The sequence below is a fragment of the Paenibacillus sp. FSL H8-0260 genome (assembly GCF_045040625.1).
GTDB classification, from domain to species: Bacteria; Bacillota; Bacilli; order Paenibacillales; family Paenibacillaceae; genus Paenibacillus_AQ; species Paenibacillus_AQ odorifer.
The window spans coordinates 2,057,583-2,083,714 of the sequence record NZ_CP150298.1 but is presented as its reverse complement, the minus strand read 5'-3'; the positions used below and the strand labels follow the sequence as shown (position 1 = coordinate 2,083,714).

At 45.1% G+C, this 26,132-nt stretch carries 17 protein-coding genes; 6 read left to right on the top strand and 11 right to left on the bottom strand.

Going from position 1 to position 26,132, the window contains the following annotated elements:
- Positions 1-22: 22 nt before the first annotated feature.
- The 3 genes from sufC to MHI51_RS08820 all read right to left on the bottom strand — a co-directional run bounded on the left by sufC (position 23) and on the right by MHI51_RS08820 (position 2,088).
- The gene (gene sufC / locus MHI51_RS08830; protein ID WP_036684347.1) at positions 23-805 is read right to left on the bottom strand and encodes a Fe-S cluster assembly ATPase SufC; all 783 of its coding nucleotides are present in this window, start codon (positions 803-805) and stop codon (positions 23-25) included.
- Between the two features lie 279 nt (positions 806-1,084).
- Complete coding sequence (locus MHI51_RS08825) at positions 1,085-1,546, bottom strand: Dps family protein (RefSeq protein WP_036684350.1); 462 nt, start codon at positions 1,544-1,546, stop codon at positions 1,085-1,087.
- Between the two features lie 239 nt (positions 1,547-1,785).
- On the bottom strand, positions 1,786-2,088 hold the full coding sequence (locus MHI51_RS08820) for a YunC family protein (RefSeq protein WP_036684352.1): 303 nt from the start codon (positions 2,086-2,088) through the stop codon (positions 1,786-1,788).
- Positions 2,089-2,302: 214 nt separating this feature from the next.
- Here MHI51_RS08820 and MHI51_RS08815 point away from each other — a divergent pair, with 214 nt between their 5' ends.
- Positions 2,303-2,830 (top strand): hypothetical protein, encoded by a 528-nt coding sequence (locus tag MHI51_RS08815; protein ID WP_036684355.1) that lies wholly within the window; start codon positions 2,303-2,305, stop codon positions 2,828-2,830.
- Between the two features lie 77 nt (positions 2,831-2,907).
- Here MHI51_RS08815 and MHI51_RS08810 read toward each other — a convergent pair whose 3' ends face one another.
- Positions 2,908-3,291: a DUF423 domain-containing protein gene (locus MHI51_RS08810; protein WP_076124773.1), complete on the bottom strand. Its 384-nt coding sequence runs from the start codon at positions 3,289-3,291 to the stop codon at positions 2,908-2,910.
- Between the two features lie 170 nt (positions 3,292-3,461).
- Between MHI51_RS08810 and MHI51_RS08805 the strand changes: the two genes are divergently transcribed.
- On the top strand, positions 3,462-3,923 hold the full coding sequence (locus MHI51_RS08805) for a hypothetical protein (protein WP_076124771.1): 462 nt from the start codon (positions 3,462-3,464) through the stop codon (positions 3,921-3,923).
- A 912-nt stretch (positions 3,924-4,835) separates the two neighbouring features.
- Here MHI51_RS08805 and MHI51_RS08800 read toward each other — a convergent pair.
- Positions 4,836-5,324: a hypothetical protein gene (locus MHI51_RS08800; RefSeq protein ID WP_076219342.1), complete on the bottom strand. Its 489-nt coding sequence runs from the start codon at positions 5,322-5,324 to the stop codon at positions 4,836-4,838.
- A gap of 205 nt (positions 5,325-5,529) precedes the next feature.
- Here MHI51_RS08800 and MHI51_RS08795 point away from each other — a divergent pair, with 205 nt between their 5' ends.
- The 4 genes from MHI51_RS08795 (at position 5,530) to yhbH (ending at position 16,050) form a co-directional block, all read left to right on the top strand.
- Positions 5,530-6,174: a methyltransferase domain-containing protein gene (locus tag MHI51_RS08795; protein ID WP_076219343.1), complete on the top strand. Its 645-nt coding sequence runs from the start codon at positions 5,530-5,532 to the stop codon at positions 6,172-6,174.
- Positions 6,175-6,292: 118 nt separating this feature from the next.
- Entirely contained in the window at positions 6,293-13,030 is a 6,738-nt protein-coding gene (locus MHI51_RS08790) for a hypothetical protein (protein WP_405173773.1), read from the top strand.
- Positions 13,027-14,712: a hypothetical protein gene (locus MHI51_RS08785; protein WP_341001744.1), complete on the top strand. Its 1,686-nt coding sequence runs from the start codon at positions 13,027-13,029 to the stop codon at positions 14,710-14,712. The genes MHI51_RS08790 and MHI51_RS08785 overlap by 4 nt, the downstream gene beginning before the upstream one ends.
- Before the next feature lie 174 nt (positions 14,713-14,886).
- Positions 14,887-16,050 carry a sporulation protein YhbH gene (yhbH, locus tag MHI51_RS08780; protein WP_036684553.1) on the top strand — a complete coding sequence of 388 codons (1,164 nt, stop codon included), beginning with the start codon at positions 14,887-14,889 and terminating at the stop codon, positions 16,048-16,050.
- Between the two features lie 1,335 nt (positions 16,051-17,385).
- On the opposite strand, the gene MHI51_RS08775 is transcribed toward yhbH, so the two are convergent.
- The 6 genes from MHI51_RS08775 to MHI51_RS08750 form a co-directional block, all read right to left on the bottom strand.
- On the bottom strand, positions 17,386-18,891 hold the full coding sequence (locus MHI51_RS08775) for an alpha-glucosidase/alpha-galactosidase (RefSeq protein WP_076126474.1): 1,506 nt from the start codon (positions 18,889-18,891) through the stop codon (positions 17,386-17,388).
- 118 nt (positions 18,892-19,009) lie between these two features.
- Positions 19,010-19,927, bottom strand: coding sequence for an AraC family transcriptional regulator (locus MHI51_RS08770; RefSeq protein ID WP_076218412.1), 918 nt, complete (start codon positions 19,925-19,927; stop codon positions 19,010-19,012).
- Between the two features lie 167 nt (positions 19,928-20,094).
- A complete protein-coding gene (locus MHI51_RS08765; protein WP_081387595.1) occupies positions 20,095-22,149 on the bottom strand; it encodes a methyl-accepting chemotaxis protein in 2,055 nt (684 codons plus the stop codon).
- Positions 22,150-22,246: 97 nt separating this feature from the next.
- The gene (locus MHI51_RS08760; protein ID WP_076126471.1) at positions 22,247-23,089 is read right to left on the bottom strand and encodes a sugar ABC transporter permease; all 843 of its coding nucleotides are present in this window, start codon (positions 23,087-23,089) and stop codon (positions 22,247-22,249) included.
- On the bottom strand, positions 23,086-24,399 hold the full coding sequence (locus MHI51_RS08755) for a sugar ABC transporter permease (RefSeq protein WP_036684375.1): 1,314 nt from the start codon (positions 24,397-24,399) through the stop codon (positions 23,086-23,088). The genes MHI51_RS08760 and MHI51_RS08755 overlap by 4 nt, the downstream gene beginning before the upstream one ends.
- Positions 24,400-24,506: 107 nt before the next feature.
- Complete coding sequence (locus MHI51_RS08750) at positions 24,507-25,838, bottom strand: maltose ABC transporter substrate-binding protein (RefSeq protein ID WP_076126469.1); 1,332 nt, start codon at positions 25,836-25,838, stop codon at positions 24,507-24,509.
- Positions 25,839-26,132: the final 294 nt, after the last annotated feature.

The following is a 26,132-nucleotide window of genomic DNA, read 5'->3' as shown; positions in this document are numbered from 1 at the left end:
GTCTCCTCCTTCCTGGCGTTTCTTACGCTTCTTGCCCTACAGTTTCATCTTCAATTCCAAGTTCTTCTTTAATCCATTCATAACCCTCTGCTTCCAGACGCTGTGCAAGCTCTGGACCACCGGATTTCACGATTCTACCTTGCATCATAACGTGAACATAATCAGGTTTGATGTAGTTCAAAAGACGTTGATAGTGGGTAATAACTAAGAAGCCGCGTTCTTCGCTCCGCATGGAGTTTACGCCTTCAGCTACAATTTTCAAAGCATCAATATCAAGACCGGAGTCAATTTCGTCCAAGATCACGATTTTTGGATCCAGCATCATCATTTGTAGAATTTCATTACGTTTCTTCTCACCACCGGAGAAGCCTTCGTTCAAGTAACGGTGTAAAAACTCAGGGTTCATATCTAGTTCTTTCATCTTTGCTTCCATTTGGCGAATAAAACGAATCAACGAGATTTCGCTTCCCTCTTCACGACGGGAATTAATGGCAGAACGCAAGAAGTCGGAGTTAGTTACTCCAGAGATTTCGCTTGGATATTGCATTGCAAGGAAAAGACCTGCACGTGCGCGTTCATCAACAGCCATCTCCAGAAGATCTTCACCATCAAGAGTTGCAGTTCCATCAGTTACTTCGTATTTAGGATGACCCATTAGCGCCGAAGCCAAAGTACTTTTACCTGTACCGTTTGGTCCCATGATGGCGTGAATTTCGCCACCTTTCATTTGAAGGTTAATCCCCTTCAAAATTTCTTTTCCCTCAATCGTCGCTTTAAGACCCTCAATGACAAATTCTGCTGCCATAATATTATTCCCTCCATTGATCGATTTGCGAAATCAAAAGTTGTATTGAAACAGGATAATCCTGATTCCCAGCACAATTAGATTTTCTATCACATTATAATTATTATAAATTGAATCACAATGATTATCAATGATTCTCACTAATTTTATATCAAACCTTGTTTTTTTACAAATTTCTCTTTAGCTAATCACTTGTGACTCAGAGAAGATTTTCATTAAACATAAGACTACGCAAAAATAAGACTTCCCGCAGGAAGCCTTATTCAAACTGCTTAATGATTAGCTAAGAAACGAACGTAGCATCCATTGGTGTTTCTCCAGATCACTACGGATTTTAATGAACATATCTGAGGTTGGCTGATCCTTGGTTTCTTCGGCAAGCTCGATGCCTTCTGTCAGCTCTTCAGAGATGGTGGCGAAGTCTTCAATCAGAGACTGAACCATTCCCCGTGTATCTTCCTTACCTGTAGCTTCTTGAATGGTAGCTAATTCCAAATATTCTTTCAATGTTGCTGCCGGACTGCCTTTGATGGTTAGCAAGCGTTCTGCTACTTCATCCATGTGAAGGGTTACTTCATTATATAATTCCTCAAATTTCACATGAAGGGAGAAAAACTGTTCTCCTTTGACATACCAATGAAAGTTATGAATTTTTACGTACAGGACATTTAAGTTAGCAACCTGACGATTCATGATCTGTTCCAGTGAAGTTGTATTTACTTTATTCGATGCTTTAGCCATGAGATGATCCCTACCTTATCCATTATATTTACCGGTTACTATTTCCTTCGTCCGGTAGTAACTTGTCTATTCTTAATTTACCCTTTTACCTGTAATACGAAACAAGGAGAAGCCTTCCATAACACCTTTATTTGTTCTAGCATTAGCAAAGACACACCCGATTATGCTTAAATGTGAATACTTGCACACAAACAAAAAGGGCCTAAGCCCCGTTTGTTTGGAATTGTTAAATTTTCCGGTCAGACCATAAGAAGTAACGCTTCCGCACCCGTCATACCTGGTACGATGCCAAGACTCTCTGCTTCTATCGTTACAGACTCCAACGGGGCAGCTAAAAGCTGGGCAAGCGTCCGTACACCCACCGCACGAGCTGCGATGATATGCCGATCACTAAGTGTTTCATTGAGGAGACCGACATCCAGTGCACCGCACATAATATAACCTCGGTTCGTGCTGATAGAGAGCAGTGTAGTTTTGGGAAGCTTAACCTCTACCCCGATCAGCGTATGTTCACCTACTGTAATAGGCTCCATAGTAACCAATAGCAGCACCTCCTTTTTTTCACTATCCACGTTGTATATGTATGCTAATTTTCCTGTGGGTGTGCTGACGGTAGTCCTATGCCTAGTATAAAATGCAGTATAATAGTCCCTATTCCAGTAGTCCTGGGTATATGAATATTGCATGTTTAATGTTATAGTTAATTACATTCCTGTAACCATTCAGAGATGTTCTAAACGAAAAGCTGGGGGATTTATGGACGAGAAACTACAACGCACAGACGGCAATTATTTATTTAACGTCGACATCCTGATTAATGCCCGTACCAACCCGCTTGCACTGCAATTTCTGCTCGAAATGTTGAACAATAATGACCATATCACAGATTTCAACATTAATTCCGGTCTTGAATTAGGGAGAACCATTGACAGCTTGCTACGCTCCGCTAAACTAGCTTTGAATCAAAACTCTGCTCCTCCCATTTCATTAAAGCTGCCTCCAAAATCTACGAAGAAGCAGCTGGATACACCGATAAAAAAACAGGCAGAAACGCCTGCACAGCAAACGGCCATTGAGACGCCAGCTGATGCATACGGGAAGATTCGTCAGTATATTCAGAATAATCAATTGGTACGTTTACGAGCGAACCGGTACGGGAAACAAGTGTCCATGCCCTGTCGTATTTTAAACTTTGATGAAGCAGCCAACTCTATAAGTGTCTACCATGTGGATGAGAAGCAGGTGTACAGCTTTAATCTAAATGAAATCGACGAGTTTCTGTAAGCGCATGCGTTACAAGCAAATAAGCACCCTCCCTCATTGGGGAACAGGTGCTTATTGGTCTTTCTTTTTTTTAACAACTAAGACGACGTTTTACGTGAAAATCCCTCTATCGCAAGGCATAACCAGCCAATTATAAAGCATACCCCACCGATAGGTGTAATCGCTCCTAGCACCTTAATTCCGGAGATACTCAGAACATACAAACTGCCAGAGAACAAAATGGTACCTGCAATTAACAATCGGCCCGCCCAACGTAATCGGACACTTTCGCCCCATTGGCCCACAGCCAGTGCGATGAGAATTACCCCCAGCGCATGTACCAAGTGATACTGCACACCAGTCTCATATACCTTCATATAGTCTTCACTGATCACTGGTTTTAGTAGATGGGCACCGAAAGCACCAATTCCTACTGCCAGCATTGCTAGCACAGCCCCCCAGGCCATAAATTTCCGTTGCAAATGATTACACCCCCTTAATTTTAGACTCATTCTATCATAACGTAATGCCAGTTCCTATTTCCAGCAGTCATTTTTTATTTTGCCTCATTCAGGGGTTGCTTTTTTAGCATCAATATGAAAAAGTGGATATTAACAACATTTTCATTCTAATCTCTCAAGGAGTGCAAACCATGGACTTAAATTCTCTGTCAAAATCAGACGTACCTGCGGCAGAGGTGGGAAATCCCAACCCTCATCCGGATTACCCAAGCGCTGATTTATCATCTACGCATCAAAAAGTAGAACATGATCTTCAACATTCTGGACCTGGTATTGCTTCGTTCATTATCTGTCTCGTGTCGATCATCGGCTATGCAGCCATCTTTATCTCTATTATAATGAAGTCTTCTTCATTGGTTAATGAGAATTCCGAACTATTAAGCCAGTCCTCGCAATTCATAATGCTTCTAGGATTAACTGTTATTATTCTGGCTGCTCTTAATGTAATCGGTGTAGTCATCGGCATCATTGGGCTTTCCATTCGGAAACGTCGCAAGGTGTTTGGCATTATTGGCACAATAGTCAATGGTGTTATTATCTTACTCTTTATGCTGCTTATTACAACCTTCCTAGTCAATGCTGGAACGCTTTAAGCTTCTTTTAAACATGCTAACTTCATTAAAAAGGGTATCCCAACAACTTTGAGCGGGTTGTGAGGATACCTTTATTTATGTATGAATCTAAAATCTACATTGGGGGAGTCCTCATCTTCATCCGTGGCTCACGGACTCAGATGACGTTATTTACGTTTTTTTCGCCTTTGGAGCACAGTTTCGGACCCCAGTGTCGCTATTGCATCAAAAGAGGATCATATTGAGCGGTTTTTATGGCAATAGCTGCGATGGGGTCCGATAGCGAATCAAATGTGGGGAAGAGCTGCGTTTTAGGGCTGCTGGGTCCGATAATACTGATTCCGATGATGATAATTCCGATAATGCTAGATCCTATCCCTCATCCGCGGCTTGCGGACTCAGATGACGTTATTTACGGATTTTCGCCCTTTGGAGCACAGTTTCGGACCCCAGTGACGCTATTGCATCGAAAAAGGATCCTATTGGGCGGTTTTTATGGCAATAGCTGCGATGGGGTCCGATAGCGAACCAAATGTGGGGAAAAGCTGCGTTTTAGGGCTGCTGGGTCCGATAATGCTGAGTCCAATATAGGTTACTAGATCCATAGTGGTGCTACTAGTTCCGTTAGTGGGGCAGCTAGATCCATAGTGGGACTGCTAGATCCATAGTGGTGCTACTAGTTCCGTTAGTGGGGTTGCTATATCCATAGTGGTGCTACTAGTTCCGTTAGTGGGGTTGCTATATCCATAGTGGTGCAGCTAGATCCAATAGTGTAGCTCCTAATCCATAAGGATGCAGCTAGGTATGCGGACTGTGATCGACCAAACTAAGTTTATTGTTTGAGCAAGAACTATGCTTAAAAAATACGAGGGTGTCCCAGCAACCACTATATGATTGCTGAGACACCCTCTATTTGCAAATTAATACATTCAATTATTTCGCTAGAGCCAGCTTTGTCAGCACACGTTGCTTAACAGACGGATCGCCCTCCACTGCTTTTTCCACGTATTCAATAACTACGGAATCATCGGAATTCAAAGTATCAAGTATACTCTCCATCCCAGCTGAAATCTCAAAAGCGGTTGGACCTTCTTTTGTCGCAATCTCAACGGAATGACTATCTATTTGTCCGATATAAACGGCCGTCAATTTTATTGTTTTACCTTCAGCTTTTGGAGTAGAACTAGGTTTAGCTGTGCTCGGATTTTCGGTTGGTGTGGCTGTACTTGGGTTCTCAGTGGGTACGGGAGTGCTTGGAGCTTCTGTAGGCTCAGCTGTGCTTGCGCTCTCGGTTGGAGTTGGAGAAGGTGTTGCAGTCGGTTCTCCTGAAGTCTGTGCCGAATTATTCCCACCGCAAGCGGTTAAGGCAAATGTTAAGGCAGCAATCGCTGCTATGGCGGGTAATGAACGTTGTTTTTTCATGTTGAGTGCCTCCTCTATGTGGCGATTATTTTCAAAGTCATCTTCATAAGTATACTCTTATAACGTTAACCACTCTATGAAAGTTTCATATGAAGTAATTTTAGATAACTTCCAGCCTCTATTAGGCATCCGTCGGATGCAGGCTACAGCGGTATTAATACAATAGTGTGAGCCTGATTTATCCCAAAGGAAAGGAGTGAGCCCCTTGAAAATCGATATCGGCTGTGGATCTAATAAGGAAGCAGGTTATCTCGGGATCGATCGGATCGCGGGTCCTGTTGTAGATATTGTCTGTGATATTTGCCAAGAGATTCCTCTCCCTGACAATAGCGCTGAGTTAGTTATGGCTAGCCGTGTACTGCCTTATGTGGACAATTTATTCGCAGCCATGGCGGAAATTCACAGAATTAGCATCCATAAAGCAGTTGTTTGCATTCTAGCACCCTATGCCCACAGCTTTGCCCATATGTCCAATCCTTCCTTTAAGCAGAAGTTTGACGAATATACCCCCCGGCATTTTACAGGATCCTTCTTCCAACCCCCATCCGGTCCAGTATGCCCAGCTATTCCAGACTACCCTGTACCCGCACCACCCTTCGATTATCGGTTGCTGCGGATGGAGTTATTCTATCAACACCCTTATGAAGATCCGCTTTACGAAACTGAAGAACTAGAAATACTAAAGACCCTTCAAGCAAATGTAGTGCATGAAATCATGTACCATTTTGTCGTTATCAAGCACAATATCACTGATCAGGAGCTGGAGCTGATGAGCAGAAGTCATTATCCTGAACCTCATGTTCTTGTCGAACGAAGACTTAAATCACAAAACAGACATTTTTTTCTATAATTTTAAGATGGGACATACACTAATACCCATTTTGTATCATAGGCTAACATACAGGTATTAACTGTGCCGTCCTAACTATAGGACGGTTCACTTTTGGCCAAAATCAACCTCGAAGGAGGTGAGAATCATTCCACTAGTCGTACGGGCAACGATCAATGCGACCGGTGCTATCACATTTACCGGCAACACGCTTGGACTTAGCCGCTCCGATACGATCGGAGTGCCAGGGACACTAGACAGCATCGGTGGCTTTACTACTGTTAATACTTCATCGACATTTGGTTCCTATCCTAGCGGAACTACTAGTCTTTATACAAGCAACAGTTCAGCAGCCATACTGGTCCTACCATCTGGCAGCACAGTGCTGTATGCAGAACTGATATGGGGCGGTACCTATATTAACGGAACCGTTAACCTCAGTTCGGCCATTAACAATCCTGTCTCCCTAATAACTCCTGCTGGCACTACATTCAGCGTTACTCCCGATTCAGCAACGAGCAACGTAGTCGATTTGGGAGGTGGTGCATCAGCATATGTTCGTTCCGCCAACGTGACCAGCATTATCCAACAAGGCGGCGCCGGCACCTACACCACTGGCGGTGTAGTGGGTACGATTGTTATCCCTAGTGATTCCACGGCCAACCATGCTGGCTGGACATTAGGCGTAATCTACCAAAATACAGCCTTACCTTTTCGCAATATGTCCCTACGGGCAGGTGCAATACTTGTACAGGCAACCTCAGCCCCAGTTTCAACTACGATCACAGGCTTCGCAACACCAATTACAGGTGCGCTTGGCGGCAGAGCGTTATTCAGCGCACAGGAGGGGGATGCCAACCGTTCGGGGGATCAAGCGTTATTTGGTCCAACCTCGGCTACACTTGTTGCTTTATCGGGACCAAACAACTTTGCCAACAACTTTTTTGCGTCACAGATTAACAATGATGCAGGTAATCTAAACACAACAGGTACCTTTGGAAACCGCAATCAAACCAACGGAAACCCAGGGACCAACATTATCGGCGGCCGTCAAGGCTGGGATATTACCAATGTTGACGTCTCCGCCCGGCTGATAAACAATCAATCTTCAGCCGTATTACAATTAACCACCTCAGGCGATGCTTATGTACTCAACGGTAATGCCATACAGGTTGATATCAATGCTCCTAAAATAAACCTCACTAAAAGCGCTAATGTAGCCGGCCCCATAGTCGGTGATACGGTAACTTATACGGTGACTGTCAGTAATACAGGAACAGCAGGAGCAGCAAGTGTCGTTTTATCAGATGCGCTGCCGGCAGGATCCACTTTTGTAACTGGAAGCGTAGTCGTTGCTGGCGTCGTAAGGCCTACTTTTGATATTACAGCAGGAATCCCATTAGGCTCATTAGCTTTAAGCAGTTCAATAACGGTTACATATCAAGCCAAAGTCACTTCATTGCCGCCAAGTCCACAAAATATCGCAAATACTGCCAACGCTGCCTTTACGTTTCAAAGTGTAGCCGGAGGCCCTATCATGACGGGGGTCATTCCATCTAATACAGTAACCTTACCTGTATATTCACCCGTCCTTAACATTGTGAAATCAGCCAATACCACCAATGCTACGGTTGGAGATCAGATCACCTATACCCTTCAAATCACGAACACAGGAAATATCGGCGCGGTAACAACACTTACGGATAACATTCCTTCAGGCAGCTCTTACGTCGCAGGCAGCTTCACCGTCAATGGAAATCCTATCGCTGGTAACCCTGCCACGGGGATTGCTATCGGTACGGTTGCCGCCGGTGGCAGTTCTACTGTTCAATTTCGGGTCATCGTGAATAGTCTTCCCTCACCGCCGCAGTTGGTTGACCAAGCAAGCGCCGCTTATACGTTTCAAGTTCCAGATGGGCGAACGGTAGCTGGTTCTGCCTCGTCCAACACTTTGTCTATTCCCGTTACAACACCCAATGTTACCGTAGTCAAAAGCGCTGGATTCACCGACGTAACTGTCGGAGATATACTGCTCTACACCTCAGTAATCAGTAACAACGGAATTGCAGCAGTTACCAACGTTTCACTCTCAGATACCATACCTGCGGGTACATCGCTGGTTCCCGGAAGTGTCACCGTCGCCGGTGTATCACAACCCTCAGCTAATCCTGGAACAGGGATTGCTGTCGGTACCATCGCTCCCGGAAGCTCCGTTGCCGTCACTTTTCAAGTCAACGTTATCTCATTACCAAGTCCCGCTCAGCTATTGAATAAATCTAGTGCCTCTTTTAGCTCGGGTGCTTTTACTGGCATTTCAGTCTCAAACACGACTACAACTCCCGTGTATCAGCCTGTAATCCAAATTGCAAAAAGCTCGAACGTTTCCAGTGCAACTGTAGGTGGCAATATTCTTTATACGTTAAATGTTCAGAATTCAGGGAATATCGGGGCGGCTGTAACCCTGAGCGACAATATTCCTTCAGGAAGCGCCTTTGTCTCGGGAAGTGTAACTGTTAACGGTGTTGCTAGACCTGCTGACTCTCCACTTACAGGAATTAACTTAGGCACTTTAGCTTCTGGGGCAGCTGTTCCTGTGACCTTTCTTGTCTCTGTACAATCTCTGCCTGCTCCACCTGTTCTGAATAATCAAGGCAGTAGCAATTACACCTACCAACTGCCAAGTGGAAGATCATTCTCCGGGACCAGTCTATCCAATACCCTAACCATTCCGGTCTCCGCTCCAAACATTACACTAACCAAAACTGCAAATCTAACTAATGTAGCGGTTGGAGAAAATCTTACTTATTCAGTCATAGTGTCCAACCCAAGCAGCGTCACTGTTACTAACGTTGTTGTCTCTGACCCTATTCCTACGGGGGGAGCTTTTGTAGCAGGCAGTGTGACTGTCAACGGTTCGACGGTTGCAGCGGCTAACCCAAGTACAGGTATAGCAATCGGAAGTATCGCCGCGGGCAGCTCTGTCACGGTGTCTTTTAGAGTGAATGTTGCTTCCTTGCCAAGTCCAGCACAGTTTACAAACAGAGCCAGCGCCTCCTTCACCTCTGGGGCGTTCACCGGTTCTTCGCTCTCAAACACGATAGTAACACCTGTATTTCAGCCCATCCTTAGTATGGTCAAAAGCGCCAATGCAGCACAGGCATCTGTAGGGGGATCTCTCTCATACTCCATCCTGATCAGCAACACCGGGAATATTGCAGCTACTCTATTAGTAACTGATATCCTGCCACCCCAAGCCGTGTTTGACACGAATAGTGTCATTATTGGAGGAACACCTTTGCCCGGATATAATCCGGCAACTGGCATTCCAGTTGGACCGCTCGCTCCTGGTGATAGTGTCACCGTAAGTTTTCTGGTCACAATCACAGCCCTGCCTCCATCACAAGTATTGCTGAACTCTGCTTCAGCGACATATAATTTCACCCTTCCAGACGGGCGTCAGCTCGGTGGAAATGTAGTGTCCAATACGCTCTCTGTCCCAGTGTCCGCCCCTAACGTCAGTGTTGTAAAAAGCGTAAACGCTGCTACTGCTGTTACTGGTGATATCCTTATCTTTACCTCTGTATTGACCAACAACAGTATTGCAACAGTAAGCAATATCATTCTCAGCGATCCTCTGCCTGAGAATGTCGCTTTTATTCCCGGAACCGTAATTGTAAGTGGCACTACTCTGCCGCTAGCAGTTCCGTCCGCCGGCATTCCAATCGGTAGTTTGAGCCCTGGCGCCACAGCTACCGTAACATTCGAGGTGAGGATAACGATGCCGATACCATCACAGATTAACAATCAGTCGTCTGTCAGTTTTACATCCGGTGTATTCTCCGGTTCTTCTTCATCTAATATCACAACTACACCAGTTATTCAGCCCCAAATCTCCTTAGTAAAAAGTGCCGCTGATGGAGACGGCGATTTCGATGCTTTAGTTGTCGGTGATTCTGTCATCTACACAGTGCTTGTTAGCAACACAGGTAATCTGGCTGCAAATCTTACGCTAACTGATAACATTCCAGCAGGTACAGTTTTTGTTCCTAATAGTGTCATTGTAGGTGGTATGCCTCAACCCGGATCAGCCCCTGATACAGGGATAGCTGTAGGAAATGTCGCTCCTGGTGCCAGTATTGCAGTCAGCTTCACCGTTGATATCATCTCCCTGCCAACACCTCAGCAGATTAGTAATCAGGCTTCTGCAAGCTTTACCTTTACTCCGCCTGACGGTAGACCGTTATCTGGGACTGCGGTGTCTAACACTGTAACTTTACAAGTCTCTGCTCCTAACATTGTCGTTACCAAGAGCACTACTTCAACATCAGTTGCTGTTGGTGAAACGGTCACTTACAACGTCAATATAACTAATAATGGTATAGAATCTGTTACTAGCGTCTTACTCAATGATCCTACACCGGTAGGGAGTACTTTTGTAACAGGCAGCGTGTCTGTCAACGGAGTTCCATTCCCGAACTTGAATCCTGCTTCGGGGATATCTATCGGCACTCTAGCAGCCGGTGCATCAGCGCTGGTTACTTACAGTGTTACTGTTACCTCCGTCCCTTCTACAGCTTCACTCATCAATCAGGCATCCGTTACCTTCACTTCAGGTGTTATTTCAAGCTCCACTTTTTCTAATACCGTTACTGTCCCTGTGTTCCAGCCGAACATTGCCGTAGTCAAGAGTGCTAGTACAGCCAATGCCACGGTTGGCGATGCCGTTAGCTACACACTGACAGTGAGTAACACAGGAAACTATGCTGCTAATTTAACATTGACGGATAATATTCCCGCAGGTACGGCTTTTGTTCCGAATAGCGTGCTCATTAATGGACTCCCTTTAGCGCAAGCGGATCCTTCCACCGGAATTGCAGCTGGAATAATACAGCCTGGAGGAACGACCGTAGTCATTTTCACGGTTGACATCACTTCATTGCCTAGTCCTCAGCAACTGGTCAATCAAGGAACCGCAGCATACAGCTTCACCTTACCCGACGGACGTACACTTAATGGGTCTGCACTCTCTAACACCGTCACTATTCCGGTCTCCTCACCTAATATTGCTGTAGTTAAAACTACAACCACAACATCAACTACAGTCGGTGACACTATTACTTATTCCATAGCTTTAACTAATAACGGGATTGCCACTGTAAATAATGTGGTCTTCACAGACGCCCTTCCTGCCGGCACCACCTTTGTGACAGGCAGCGTGCTTGTGGACGGTGTGCCTCGCACAGGAGTTAGCCCAGCTACTGGAGTGACCCTAGGCAGCATAGCACCTGGTGTAACCGTAACTGTTGCTTTTACTGTAAATGTAGTTTCACTACCGCCTACTGGATTGTTAAATAATCAGTCAACAGTCAGCTTCACCTCAGGTGTTGTCTCAAATGTAGCCTTCTCAAATATCGTCACGACGCCTGTCTATCTGCCTATTCTTGCAGCAGCAAAAAGCTCCAATTCAGTCAATGCTACCGTTGGGGATACGATTACTTATACTATAAATGTGACCAACACAGGTAACTACGGAGCTTTAGCAACCCTGAGTGACACCATTCCAGCGGGTACAACGTTTATTCCAAATAGTGTACTCATTCAAGGCGCTCCTGCTCCAGGAGCAGACCCAGCTGCCGGGATCCCACTGGGGGTAATCTCCGCGAATGGAAGCCTGTCTGTAATGTTCTCAGTGCTTATCACAACATTGCCGGCAAGCCAACAGCTGCTCAATCAAGCTTCCGTCGCGTTTGCATACACACTTCCAGATGGACGGACATTTAACAATTCGATCAATTCCAATACAACAACAATCTCAGTATCCTCACCGAACGTTATCGTCACTAAATCTTCGACAGCTACCGATGCCGTTGTTGGGGATACCATCACTTATAACCTCACTGTTACCAACAGCGGAATAGCAAATATCAGTAACGTTAACCTCAGTGATCCAATACCTGCAGGCTCTAGCTTTGTCGCTGGCAGTGTGACCGTAGATGGCACTCCACGCCCTAGCGCGAACCCAGCGAACGGGGTCTCGCTCGGTACACTTGCACCGGGAGCATCTTTCCAAGTCTCGTTCAACACGATTGTCAATGTGCTGCCTAATCCTGCAACACTTAGTAATCAAGCTTCCGTCAGTTTCACGTCCGGCGCATTCTCAGGATCTTCATTCTCAAATACACTTGTTATTCCGGTATATCAACCTATCATTGTAGTTGTCAAAGGGGCGGACAGAACCGCCGCAACTGTCGGAGATACGATTACTTACTCCTTAAATGTGACGAATACTGGTAACCTCATAGCAAATGTAGTTATCACCGATACCATTCCGAACGGAGCTGTCTTTGTTCCAAACAGCGTGCTCGTGAATGGGGTACCACAACCAGGATCAGATCCGGCTACTGGCTTAAGTATTGGGTCGGTAGCTCCGGGAAGTACAGTAACAGTAACGATTACCTTACAGGTTACTATTGCGTCCCTGCCTTCACCGCAGCAATTGGTCAATCAAGCTACAGCAAATTTCACATTCACACCACCAGATGGACGTTCACTCACGGGATCCTCTGTCTCAAATGTCCTAATTATCCCTGTATCTTCACCTGACGTAAGTGTGGTTAAGAGCACTACTTCTATTGATGCGGTTGTTGGCGATATCATCACCTATACGATTGTTGTCACCAATTTAGGGATTTCACCAGTTAATAATGTCATCATGGTTGACCCTATTCCAGCTGGCAGCCAGTTCGTAACGGGAAGCATTACCGTAGATGGAGCCCCACGTCCTAGTGGCAGTCCGGCTTCGGGAATCGCAATTGGTACAATTGCTGCAGGTGCTTCTTCAACCATTACCTTCCAGGTTCAGGTAGTAGCGTTATGATTCCCGGCTCACGTACCCAACCTGTCGTAACCAATCAGTCCATGGTACTCTTCAACTCGGCAGCGGGTGTTGACGGAATTGTCTATTCCAATACCGTTAACACCCCGGTCGTGGGCCCCGTGCTTTCATTGCTGAAGAGTACAGATAAATTCCACGCCTCTTTAGGCGACACTTTGGTGTATACCATTACAGCCAGTAATAATGGAAATACAGATGCTTTTTTGACGGTGTTTGACATTCTTCCAGAAGGTGTATCCTTTATTTCCAACAGTGTGCTCAGAGACGGTGTGCCTCTTCCGGGGGCTACACCGTCTTCAGGCATCCCCCTTGGTTCTATTGCACCGCAGAATCAAGTGAGCATCGCCTTTCAAGTCGTCATCATTTCCCTGCCGTCTTCCCTAGTGCTGCAAAATAAAGCGCTAGGCCGTTTTTCTTTTTCCACACCGGAGGGAAGAATCGTTAAAGGAGATCTATTTTCAAATTCCGTACAGGTTTCTTTACGCTCCTACCAGCTCTCGACCTCCTTGTCTGCAAGTACTCCGACTTCTTTTATAGGGGATGTAGTCACTTACACCTTGCGGCTTACAAATGAAGGAAACAGCCTCTTAACTCAAATCAGTGCAATAATTTCTATTCCGGACGGGGCGGTGTTTATACCGGGGAGTGTCATCGCAGGTGGGATTTATTACCCAGAATCAGACCCGGCACAGGGGATATTACTCGGTTCCCTGGACACAGACCTAAGCGTTGATATTACTTTTCGTGTCCGAGTAACAGAGTTTTCTCCCTCGTTGGCCTTAACCAACAGCGCGGTTGTCACCTATTCAGTCGATGAGCATACAATTACGACCGAAAGTAACACTGCGGTTGTCTCACTTGTCCAAGCGGGGGTCACCATTAGTAAAAAAGTGGATCATGTTACAGCAGCTCCGGGCGATAATTTGAGATATGAGCTTACGGTAACGAACAACGGGAATCTGGCTGTAAATGCAGTCCTAACAGATGCTATACCTTCAGGTACTCTTTTCGTATGGGATAGTGTTCTCTTAAATGGAGTGTTGCAAAAAGGTGCACGACCAGCGGAAGGCATCCAGTTAGGTACTTTAAGAGGCGGAACTACAGCAGTTGTAATTTTTCAAGTGAGTATACCTGCAGCCATTAACATTCATGAAATCGCAGCCGTACAAAACCATGGTAGTGTTCAGTATACCTTTGTGCTTCCAGACGGACGGACCGTACGGCAAACCTCTCGTTCCAATACAGTTACCACCCTAGTAGTCACACCTGTCATTTCACTCGTAGTCCATGCAAAACCAACTATCGTAGAAGCAGGAGAGCGAGTCCAATGCTGGATCTCACTAACCAATAGCGGAAATTGGCCTGCGGAAATATCTCTGAATCGGCTAATCCCGGAAAAATGTTTTCTTGATCCCAACAGCATTGTGATTGATGGAGTTCCGAATTCACAATCTTCATTTGCCGGCACCTTGCCGCTGGGGGTAGTTAATGCTGCATCTATGGTTAACATTCATTATTTTGTCCAGGTGAGTGAACAGGTAATGGGTCGTTTCCTTAAGGGCTCCGTAAATGCTCAATACTCTTTCAATATGGATGGACGTAACTACTCTGGCGAAAGCCAATCTAACAGCTATGTGCTGACCCTAGATGAGATCAGTGAATAAGAAATCACATATCCCTCATCCCCATGAATATACTTTAGTTACAACCCCAAAACATCCCCACAAAGTGAGGCTTTGCTTTCTATGCGTACTCAGGTACTTTGCGGGGGACCCAAATATATACTTTGCAAAAAATTCCCTCAATCAACATTTCATATTCCATGGGAGGTGGTCATCCTGTCGCAATCATCCGGTCCCTTTTCCTTCGTAGTCTCAAAAGAAGACTGGTCCCTTCATCGTAAAGGTCATCAGGATCAGGAACGCCATCAGCAAAAGGTCAGAGAAGCCATCAAGGATAATTTGCCTGACCTCGTTACCGAAGAAAATATTATTTTGTCAGGCGGTAAGCAGATTGTGAAGGTTCCGATTCGCAGTCTGGATGAATACCGGATTATTTATAACTTCCGTAAACAGAAGCATGTAGGACAGGGGGACGGGGAAAGTCAGGTCGGCGATGTGCTTGGGCGCGATTCACAATCGGCACAGCCCGGTAAGGGAGAAAAAGCAGGTGATCAGCCGGGCCAAGATACCGTGGAAGCAGAGGTCAATCTGGAAGATCTGGAGGACATTCTGTTTCAGGATATGGAATTGCCTCATCTGAAGCCTAAGAATAAGGAAGAGATCGAGGTCAAATCCATAATTTTTAACGATATTCGTAAAAAAGGGATGATGTCCAACATCGATAAAAAACGTACGCTGCTGGAGAATCTCCGACGCAATGCAAGCAGCGGAAATCCCGGCATTCACAGTATCAGCCCAGATGATCTGCGCTACAAAACATGGGATGATATTAGAACACCTCATTCCAATGCGGTCATTATTGCGATGATGGATACGTCAGGTTCGATGGGTTCGTTTGAAAAATACTGCGCCCGCAGCTTCTTCTTCTGGATGACCCGTTTTCTGCGCCGCCAGTATGAGAAGGTAGAGATTGTTTTTCTCGCCCACCATACGGAGGCTAAGGAAGTCAGTGAGCATGATTTCTTCACCCGTGGCGAAAGCGGGGGAACGATTTGTTCCTCGGCATATCAGCGGGCGATTGAAATTATCGATAGCCGCTACCCGCCTGCGCAGTACAATATTTATCCATTTCACTTCTCCGATGGTGATAATCTCACCTCCGACAACGAACGTTGCGTGAAGCTGATCGGAGAACTGCTGAAACGAAGTAATATGTTCGGTTACGGTGAGGTGAACCAATACAATCGTAGCAGTACCTTGATGTCAGCTTATCGCCACCTGAAACACGAACAATTCATGCATTACGTCATTAAAGACAAAAAAGAAGTGTATCAGGCGCTGAAGACCTTCTTTAGTCCAAAGGGTACGGTTAATTCTTAATCCCCCACTCCAAAACGCGGGTATCCCAAAAGCCAAAAATGGCTGATGGGACATCCGCGTTTTTGGCGTTGCTCCTTCTTGAACAAAACAACAAACTTCGTAAATTGCGTCATCTAAGTTCGCAAGTATCAGGGGAGGGACAAATAGCGTCATCTGGGTCCGCAAGTATCGGGGGATGGACGAATAGCGCCCTTTGGGTCCGTAAGTATCGGGGATGCGCCAGAATAGTATGTAGGGCAACTGGGGGATTCTGGGGGATCGGCGCTTTCGGACACAGATGACCTTATACGTAGCTATAGCGCATATTCGGCTTGCTATCGGAACCCATAGCCGCTATAGGCATGAAAAACACCAAAAACGAGCCTCATTCTGAGCAATAGCTGCACTGGAGTCCGATAATATGCTCCAAAGGCGATAAATTTGCAAATAGGGTCATCTGGGTCCGAAAGTATCGGGGGATGGGCGAATAGCGTCATCCGGTTCCTTAAGTATCGTGGAATGGGCGAATAGCGTCATCCGGTTCCATAAGTATCGTGGATGGACGAATAGCGTCATCTGGGTCCATAAGTATCGTGGAATGGACGAATAGCGTCATCTGGATCCGTAAGATCAGGGAATGGACGAATAACGTCATCTGGATCCGTAAGATCAGGGAATGCGCTGGAAATCCAATTAGGGCAACTGAGGGATTACTGGGGGATCGGCGCTTTCGGACACAGATGACCTTATAAGTAGCTTTAGCGCACATTTGGATTGCTATCGGACCCCATAGCTGCTATTAGCATGAAAAACACCAAAAACGAGCCTCATTCTGAGCAATAGCTGCACTGGAGTCCGATAATACGCTCCAAAGGTGATAAATTGCTAAATAGCGTCATCTGGGTCCGCAAGTATCGGGGGATGGGCAAATAGCGTCATCTGGGTCCGCAAGTATCGGGGGATGGGCGAATAGCGTCATCTGGGTCCGCAAGTATCAGGGATGGGCAAATTGCTCATCTGAGTCCGCAAGATCAGGGAATGCGTCAGTATAGTATGTAGGGCAACTGTGTGGGATTACTGTAGCCCTCGGCGCTACGGGATAGATAAAAAAATAAGCCAGTGAAATTAAACTAACTTTCTTTTTTCAGTTACATAATAACTCCTACTATAAACCTAATTTCACAATTTGGATCGGTACCGATAAACTTGTACTCCCCACCCATGTCAGCTTGTTTTCGTAAGCTATGACTGCTGTTTTGTTTTTCCCCTCTTAGACTTCCATCCTAAAAAAACCTCCAATCCCAAACTCTGGAATGTGGAGGTTATTTATAGTTAAAAAGCTTTCAATGCTACACCTTATTGAACCTTCTCTCTATCCTTGCCTTTATCAGACTCACCAGCATTTTTGTTCGCTGCTTCCCGGTCCTGCATCATCTCATCCACCGTCTTCACCTTCAGGCGAGCAGCGCCCTCGTTGTTAGCGTTCGTTGGGATAAGCTCTCCTGAAGCCAAACGTTCCTTGGCCTTAGCAATAGCTTCGCTGTATTGAGGCAGCCACTGTTCCCCTGCGACGAGCATCTCATCGACCATCTGCCAGATTTCTTTTGGGTTACATACGGCACCAACGAGTGGGTCCATCATAAATGCCTGACGTAACAGCTTATCATCGCCGTGTACAGCTGCTTCAACCGCCAGACGTTGCACTGAAATGCTCACGTTACATACGGCGGCAGGACCCAGCGGCAATTCACCTACCAATGGCATGGAGATCCCGTTCCGGTCTACATATCCCGGTGCTTCGATGATGGCATCATCTGGCAGATTAGAGATTACACCATTGTTCACTGTATTAAAGTGCCCCCGGTACACTCGTCCCGTTTCCAATCCTTCTATAATATAAGAGCCGTGCTCTTCCCCGCGATTCTCCTTCGTATACTCCAATGCCGGGTCTTTCATCCAGTTTGGAAAATCGGTCTCGAACCAATTCCGGCCTTCCGTGCAGACACGCAGATAACCGCCTGTTTCTCCGTTAATCCAGCTCCCCAGATCGATCCAATCCATAATTTCATCACTGCGTTTACGGTACCATGGCACGTACTCACTTAAGTGTCCATTGGATTCTGTACTATAGTAGCCAAAGCGACGAAGCATATCGATGCGCACTTTTTCCGTACGGCTGAATTCCGGATGTTTCTCAAAAGCCTCTAAAAGACCTTCGGTCAGATCCTTCCCCTCATGACTTGCTGAAATATACCAGGTCTGGTGATTGATGCCCGCACAGATAATATCAACTTCGGATTTCTTAAGACCATACACATCCGCAATTTGTTGGTGCCCATGCTGTACACCATGACATAGACCGATGGTCCGAACACCACCATATTTATTGCAGGCCCAGGTCAGCATAGCCATCGGATTCGAATAGTTAAGCAAAAGCACATCCGGTGCTGCCATCTCCCTAATATCACGGCAAATATTCAGCATCTCCGCAATTCCGCGTTGCCCGTACATGATGCCACCCGCACACAGAGTATCTCCCACACACTGATCGACTCCGTATTTTAAGGGAATGTCCACATCCGTAGCAAAGGCTTCAAGCCCACCCATCCGAATAGTACAAAATACGTACTTGGCATCCTTCAGTGCTTCTCTGCGATCCGTTGTCGCCTGAATTTGTATATTTAAACCATTCTCCTTAATATCACGCTGGCATAGCTCCGTGACCATCTCCAGATTGTGGCTGTTAATATCCATAAATGAGACTTCGATATTTTTAAATTCCGGTACAGTTAGTAAGTCCCGCAACAATCCACGGGTAAATCCAATGCTGCCTGCCCCTATAAAAGACACTTTAAATGACATGGTTATCATCCTCCGGTAATGAATTGGTTGTTCCTGTCCATTGTAGCAAGGGACCTAAGGAAAACGTAACCAATATCATGACCTCTTTTGAAAGAAGGTGTCAAAAATCCTAACCTATCTACTGAAAATCATGCTCTTCATAACTCCAGGCGTGACGCTCAATGGAATTGCGGAATTCTACAGGCGTGCAATCGGCGAATTTTTTAAAAAGAAGGTGAAAATATTGCCTGCTGCTAATTCCTACGTAATCTGCAATTTCAGCAATCGGGATGTCGCTCTGCCCAAGCAGCATCTTCGCTTTCTCCATTCGCAGCATATTCAAGTAATCGCTGAGCGTCCGACCCGTATGGCTCTTAAAAATTCGATGCAAATATCCGGGATGCAGATTAACTGCGGCAGCGATGTCCTTAACCTGAATGTTCTGGTCATAGTTCTGATGCAGGAATTCAATGCTCCGGCGCACATAAAGCTGCGAGGGCTGTTGGCTGGTATGAAGCTGCTCTTGCCGAAGTTTGGATAACCGCAACAGAAGCTCACAAAATAATAAATCAACCATACTTCCACCCTTTCCGCCGCTCTGATCAAGCTCTAACACAAGTCCCTTTAGAACATGATAGATTTCCTCCGGATCAGGCATTACTAAACTGGAAAAAGGAAGCTGCAGCATTTCTGCGAGCGCCGTTTCTTCACGGGCTAGCTTGCCGACAGAGGGTGCAACCCCTCTATATTCCATGAAGCCAAATTCCACATTTAGCATCCGACAAGGTGCCCCCTCTTCAACAATCAGCCTATGCGGAACATTCGCGTCTAAAATGATCAATTCTCCCCGCTTCAGCCGAACTCTCTCTTCTCCTCCTGAGCTTGGACGGACATCCACGATACAACTTCCTGAGATCAAATACATGATTTCCGTTGAATTATGCTGATGGTAAGACATATTGTAGTTATTCCACTGTTTATAATAGTAAGCAAAAAAATGAGGACTATAATCTCCCTCGATTAAAACCTGCTGAAAAAGACTCCCGCTGGGGCTCAGATTTAAGTTCGTCAATGGATCACTACTTTCTTCATTTATTACTTAATACAAGTGTATCTCTTTAGCCACTTCGAAGACAAGATAACGTCCGATAGCAATCAAATCAACAAAAACGAGCAACTCTCCATTATATTGGAAAATTGCCCGTCTCTATTCGAATAATATTGTCATACTTGAAAAGAAACCAAAGAGTGCTTAAGATCGGCTGCCAAGCCCTCCAGCTTTTCCGATAGGGCAACCAATTCCTCACTAACCGTGAATTGCTGAGATGACATAGAAGCTACCTCCTCCGTCGAAGCAGTGGTTTGCTGGACGATGGAGCTTACGCTGGCCATGGATTCACCGAGTTGACGCTGGAACTCAATCAGTTCGAGGACAGAAGCAGAAGATTCACTAATATGTCTCATGAAATGTTCCATTTCCTCTTTGACACTCGCGAATATCGTTGATGACTCTCTTACAGAAGAGATTTGTTCACGGAACTTAGGAGCGGCTTCATTGATATCCTTAACGGTGTTCTCGATATGTAGACCAATCTCTTCCGTGATCTTGGAGACCGATTGAATCGATTCATTCGACTGGTTAGCGAGCTGCCTGATTTCATCAGCAATCACTATGAACCCTCTACCTGCCGCACCTGCTCTAACTGCTTCTATGGTAGCATTAAGTGCCAAAATATTGGTCTGCTTATTCACAGCAATCATAGGGCTGAGTATACTGCGAATTAAATGAGTGCTTTCTCTGAGCTTAGTAGAATTATCTTGAATTCGATTGATCACCTCTACCGTAGACTCACTCTGCTCTACCAGCAGCTTCATCAGCTCTGTACCTTGATTGCTAACCTCAATGACCCGTTCTGCTGAATGGTCCATCACTGTATTTATTTCCGTCACTTCACTCATTTTGTTGCCGATAATCTCAACATTGTGATAACTGCGTTCGGCTTCAACAGCGAGGCTGGCTGACCCCGCTGCAATCTCACCGGTAGCGGTCGCAACCTCTCTGGCATGGAGGGAGATTGTACTTGATGCTTGTACTAATTGTTCCGAAGTAAGGAGGACCTCATCTGCCGAATTCCCGCTCTGCCTTGCAAGTAAGGAGATCTGCTCCATCATTTTGTTGAAGCTTTGACCCAAGCGGCCAATCTCATCTTTGCCCTTGAAATTGGTTCGTACCTGTAGGTTCCCACGCTCTCCTTCCTCCATCAATATTGCCAGCTTACCCAGCGGGCGCCCTACCAATCGAACAAGAATATAACCAATTAGTAGTGCTATTAAGGCTGCCGCCAGCACCACAGAAAATGTGATATATAAAAGCTTGTCCGCAGACTTAGTAAAATCACTGACAGGAGCATACCCCATAAGCATCCACTTGGCAGTCGCCAGGGGCTGGTATACAACAAGCTGAGAACTTCCGTTCTCATCCTCCGCTGTAAATGAATGATTTTGCTCTTTCCCTTGTTCTTCTGAAACTTTTATGTAAGAGGGTTGACCCAGCTTGGCATGATCCGCACCATACACAATGCTGCCATCCGCACTCAAGATACGAATTTCACCGGTCATCCCAATCTGAAGGTTAGACAGCATTTCAGTCATGGCCTTCCCTTTCACTTCGATTAGCATGTAATACTCCGCTTCGGGATGTAAAAGATTACGTAGCAATCTCCCCATAGTTAAGGAGGGCTCAGTATAAGCATCAAAAAAGCCTTTCTCACGAACGGGAAACCAGACTGGCTCTCCTTTAGCTGCGGCAATTTGCTCTAATCTTGCGGAAATGCCTTCATCACTACGAATCCCACTTATACCAGCAGACTTATAAGATTCTGAGTCTACCAAGCTCTTGGATACCAGCCTGACGCCATACATCCGCTCATCAGACCCTTTTACCAAGTCCAGCTTTCTGCGAATCCGATCTTCAGCACCGGCTTTGGCCACAGTTGTAAGCTCGCCACTATTTATTTTTTCTAAATCACCCTTTAACACAGAGTCGAGTGCAAACTGCCTTGATAGTGCCTCATACTCTGCCAGCACAAAATCCAGCTTGTCCGCTGCCTGAACTACAGATTGTGTGGAGGCTGCAGCAACCTCATTCGTAATGATATTTTTAGCGGCAAAATAGGAAGTCAATCCTAGCACGGAGGATAAGAGAACTATAGAACTAAATAAAATAACGAACAGTTTAACTCCAACAGATTTAAAATATAGAGTCCAGGACTTTTTCATTAAGTTCACTCCCCATGGCGAAATAAGGGTACAGCCCTCCATTTCTGTATAAAGGCTGTACCCTGATCATTTATTAGCATGAAGCGAGCGAATGGGTTTACCCCTTACTAGCTCCTGCTGTCAAGCCATCTACTAGCAGACGTTGCAAGAATACAAACAAAATCATAATTGGAATGGAGATCAAAACCGCACCCGCAGAGAACAAGGTAAAGTTAGTGTTTTGATTGGTGTTAACCATATCCCACATCCCCACTGCAACTGTCCAGTTCTCCTTAGTCCGCAGAATGAGTCTCGCAAAAATGAAGTCCACCCATGGTCCAACAAACTGAGTCAGCGCCATATATGTGATCATAGGACGTGACAAAGGTAAGATGATTCGCATAAATATTCCGAAATTGCTCGCCCCGTCAATACGAGCGGCCTCATCCAAGGAACGAGGAATCGTATCGAGGAAACCTTTGGCGATAAAGGTCCCTCCCAGCGGCGCCCCGGCCGCATAAACAATAATTAACGCAATATGTGTATCCAGCAAATTAAACTCTTTAAGCAGCATATAAATAGCGATCATACTCATAAAACCAGGGAACATACCAAGAATCAATACGGTGGATAACGCTGTTTTACGCGCTTTAAACCTGAATCTGGATACGGCATAACTGGTTAACAAAGTAAGAACTACCCCGATAAGCATCGAGAACACAGCTATTTTCAAGGTATTGGCATACCAAGTCCCAAACATATAGCTGGGTGATGTGAACAATTCTCTGTAATGTGATAAAGTGAATTGCTCGGGAATAAACGTTTTGCTGTACAATGATTTACCAGGTCGGAAAGAAGCTAAAAGAATCCAAAGGGCAGGATAGAGTGCAGCTATCGACAAAGCAATCAAGATAATATAACTACCTGCTAAGCGAATAAAGTTCGCGACTTTTCTGCTCATTGGATCATATCCTCCTCTTTAAATGACTTCGTCCGGCGGTAATTGTACAGGGAGAATGAAGCGACAATGATAAAGATAATAATCCCTATTGCCGAAGCCATGTTGTTTTTATTCTGATCTAGCGTTAATTTGTATAACCAGGTTACTAGCAAGTCCGTAGAACCGGCATATTGATAGTCACCATTTACCGGACTACCACCAGTTAATAGGAAGATCGCGTTAAAGTTGTTGATGTTACCTGCAAACTGCGTAATCAAGGTTGGTGCTGTAGAGAACAAAACCATCGGCAACGTTACGATACGGAACTTCTGATAACCCGATGCTCCATCCACCTCAGCAGCTTCATACATATCCCGTGGGATAGTAGTCAGAACGCCCATGATAAGCAGCATAGAAACAGGAATACCTACCCACATATTAACGATAATTACGGTAACCTTAGCCCAGAATGGGTCAGTCAGCCACGGTAAACCATCCAATCCAAAATACCCCATGTATTGATTGATAGGCCCGAATTGACCGTTAAATAAGTTGCGCATGAGCAGAAGCGAGATTAACTGTGGCACCGCGTAAGGCACAATCAGAATTACTCTCCACATTCCTTTGAAGCGAATGCCCTTCTGACTCACCAGCAAAGCGACCAACAGTCCTCCGAAGTATGTAGTAATGGTTGAAAGAACTGCCCATATAATTGTCCATGTTAATACACCATAAAAAGTGTGGCTCCATGTCTTAAGGACCAATAAATTACGAAAGGTCTGAAATCCAACCCAGTCCACCAATTTGGCGGGTGGAAGATGATCAGGTGCGGAATAGTTCGTAAAGGCCAACAGGATCATGAAGATAATTGGCATAATCGTAAAGAATAGAACACCAATGCCCGGCAAGACTAGAAACGCTTGAGCAAACTTGTAATCCAGGATATAACGAACACTTTGTTTAAAAGTGTTTGCCTGAAGACCGTTATCACGTTTTTCTCCAATCTTGTAAGCATCTCTGATATTCAAATACCACGCGATAATCAATAGAATAAGAATAAGGATGGTGATCAAGCTTTGGATCATGATATAAATCGAGTGATCACCGGTAACCATCTTGGCGATCCCCTTCACTTTAACCAGACGACTCGGATTCTCTCCTAGTGTTACGATGCCCCATAAAGAGTTGGCAAGGTTCTCAATAAAATAAAAAACGGCTACAGCTTCTACGGCTAAATATAATATTCCTTTAACGAATTGGCGGTTATATATTTGTCCCAATCCCATAAAAATCGTCGACAGTATTGCGGCCCTCGTGCGATGTCGTTGCATTTCGCTTCCGTTCTCCTCTCCGAGTGAAAATAAGAAGCTGCCAGCCGCTAAACATGCGGCGGGCAGCTTGATTCACTGTATGCTGTTAAGACAGTGAATTATGATCCTTATTGGGATGCACTGTTATTCAAATCTTTGATTTGTTGTACAGCTTTGTCCATTGCTGCTTTTGGATCCCCATTTTTATCCCAAATTTCTGGAAGGGCAGCATTCACTGGGCTCCATACGTTACCCATTTCAGGAATAGAAGGCATCGGTTGGGAGTTCTTAGCTTGTTCTGCAAAAACAGAGACATATGGATCGCTAGAGATCTGTGGATCAAGAAGCGCCTCGTTGTTTGTAGGAACCGAACCAATCGTTTTGTTCAGTAACAGCTGAGCGTCTTTGCTTGAAGCAAAATTCGCATACAATTTAGCAGCATTCGGATATTGAGTAAACGAGTTAACTGCGAAAATTTTAATACCAGAGAATGTAATTGCTGTTTTGCCATTCACTGTAGGGATTGGAGCAATACCAAGGTTGTCACCAAGAGCTTCTTTGTATCCTCCAAGCTCCCATGGACCTGTGATATCCATAGCTACATCACCAGAGTTGAACAAGCTGCGTTTGATATCACTGTTGATATCACCACTCTTAATTGGCAATGCTTCCTTCAGTTTCACAAATTCTTTAAGTCCTGCAATTGCACCATCGTTAGCAAGACCGATATCATCTTTATCCGTACCATCCTTACCGAAGAGGTATCCGCCATCGGAAGCGATAAACATGTAGTTGAAGTACAAGTTTCCTACTTCCCACATAATCCCATATCTATTTTTCGATTTATCCGTGAATGTTTTGCTGAATGCAAGAACATCATCAAATGATTTAGGTGCTTCTTTAACAAGCGATTTATTGTAGAACAATGCATAAGTTTCTGCTGCTCTTGGGTAACCATACAATTCGCCTTCGTACGAAGATCCGATAATCGAAGCTTCAGTATTGTTAGCTTTTGTTTCTTCACCGAAGACATCGTTAGGAAGAACCAAGCTCGCGCTTGCCGCTTTACCTAAGTTATCGTGAGGGATAAGAATAACGTCTGCCGCTAATCCTGAAGGACCATCTTGAGTAAGTTTAGTTACTTGATCTGGTGGTGCCAATTCTTCAACCTTGACTGGAACGTTATATTTTGCTGTGAACTGTTTAGCAATCTCATCTGCAAAAGGTCTTTCTTCTTTACTTTCCCATACCACTAGAGTTGCGCCATCTTCAGGTACAATTTCATCTGTTGCTGCTGCATCTGTGCTCTCTGGCGCTGCAGTCTCTGTAGTAGCATTATTAGTAGCTTTTGCTGCGTTGTTGCCCCCGTTATTCGTACTGTTGTTGTTGGAACCGCATGCTGTAACGGACAGAGCCATTGAGAAAGCTGCGGTGATAACCATCATTTTTTTCAATTTCATTACTTTAACCCCTCCCAATTTTTAAAAACGTAAGATGGAAAATAGTAGTGCTGCAATCTGCGCAAACGATTTCAGAAAGGCTAAAAAAAAAGTTCTTCTTTTAGCTTGCTCCTTCTGTATCTGCATTTCACAGGTAAGAAAGCGCTTCATTCATGAGTACATCATACAACAGTAACGATTGTTTTTAAAAACGTTTGCATATACTGTATTGGGTCATTTTCCATTATTTGATATACATTATAGGCATATATCTCCATTTTTCACATGATATCTTTTAATTAGTCGATAATTCAT

Bases quoted from the DNA above. Each gene is read 5' to 3' on its own strand.
- sufC (WP_036684347.1), bottom strand. From the start codon at position 805: ATGGCAGCAGAATTTGTCATTGAGGGTCTTAAAGCGACGATTGAGGGA.
- MHI51_RS08825 (WP_036684350.1), bottom strand. From the start codon at position 1,546: ATGGCTAAAGCATCGAATAAAGTAAATACAACTTCACTGGAACAGATC.
- MHI51_RS08815 (WP_036684355.1), top strand. From the start codon at position 2,303: ATGGACGAGAAACTACAACGCACAGACGGCAATTATTTATTTAACGTC.
- MHI51_RS08805 (WP_076124771.1), top strand. From the start codon at position 3,462: ATGGACTTAAATTCTCTGTCAAAATCAGACGTACCTGCGGCAGAGGTG.
- MHI51_RS08800 (WP_076219342.1), bottom strand. From the start codon at position 5,324: ATGAAAAAACAACGTTCATTACCCGCCATAGCAGCGATTGCTGCCTTA.
- MHI51_RS08785 (WP_341001744.1), top strand. From the start codon at position 13,027: ATGATTCCCGGCTCACGTACCCAACCTGTCGTAACCAATCAGTCCATG.
- MHI51_RS08775 (WP_076126474.1), bottom strand. From the start codon at position 18,891: ATGTCATTTAAAGTGTCTTTTATAGGGGCAGGCAGCATTGGATTTACC.
- MHI51_RS08765 (WP_081387595.1), bottom strand. From the start codon at position 22,149: ATGAAAAAGTCCTGGACTCTATATTTTAAATCTGTTGGAGTTAAACTG.
- MHI51_RS08760 (WP_076126471.1), bottom strand. From the start codon at position 23,089: ATGAGCAGAAAAGTCGCGAACTTTATTCGCTTAGCAGGTAGTTATATT.
- MHI51_RS08755 (WP_036684375.1), bottom strand. From the start codon at position 24,399: ATGCAACGACATCGCACGAGGGCCGCAATACTGTCGACGATTTTTATG.
- MHI51_RS08750 (WP_076126469.1), bottom strand. From the start codon at position 25,838: ATGAAATTGAAAAAAATGATGGTTATCACCGCAGCTTTCTCAATGGCT.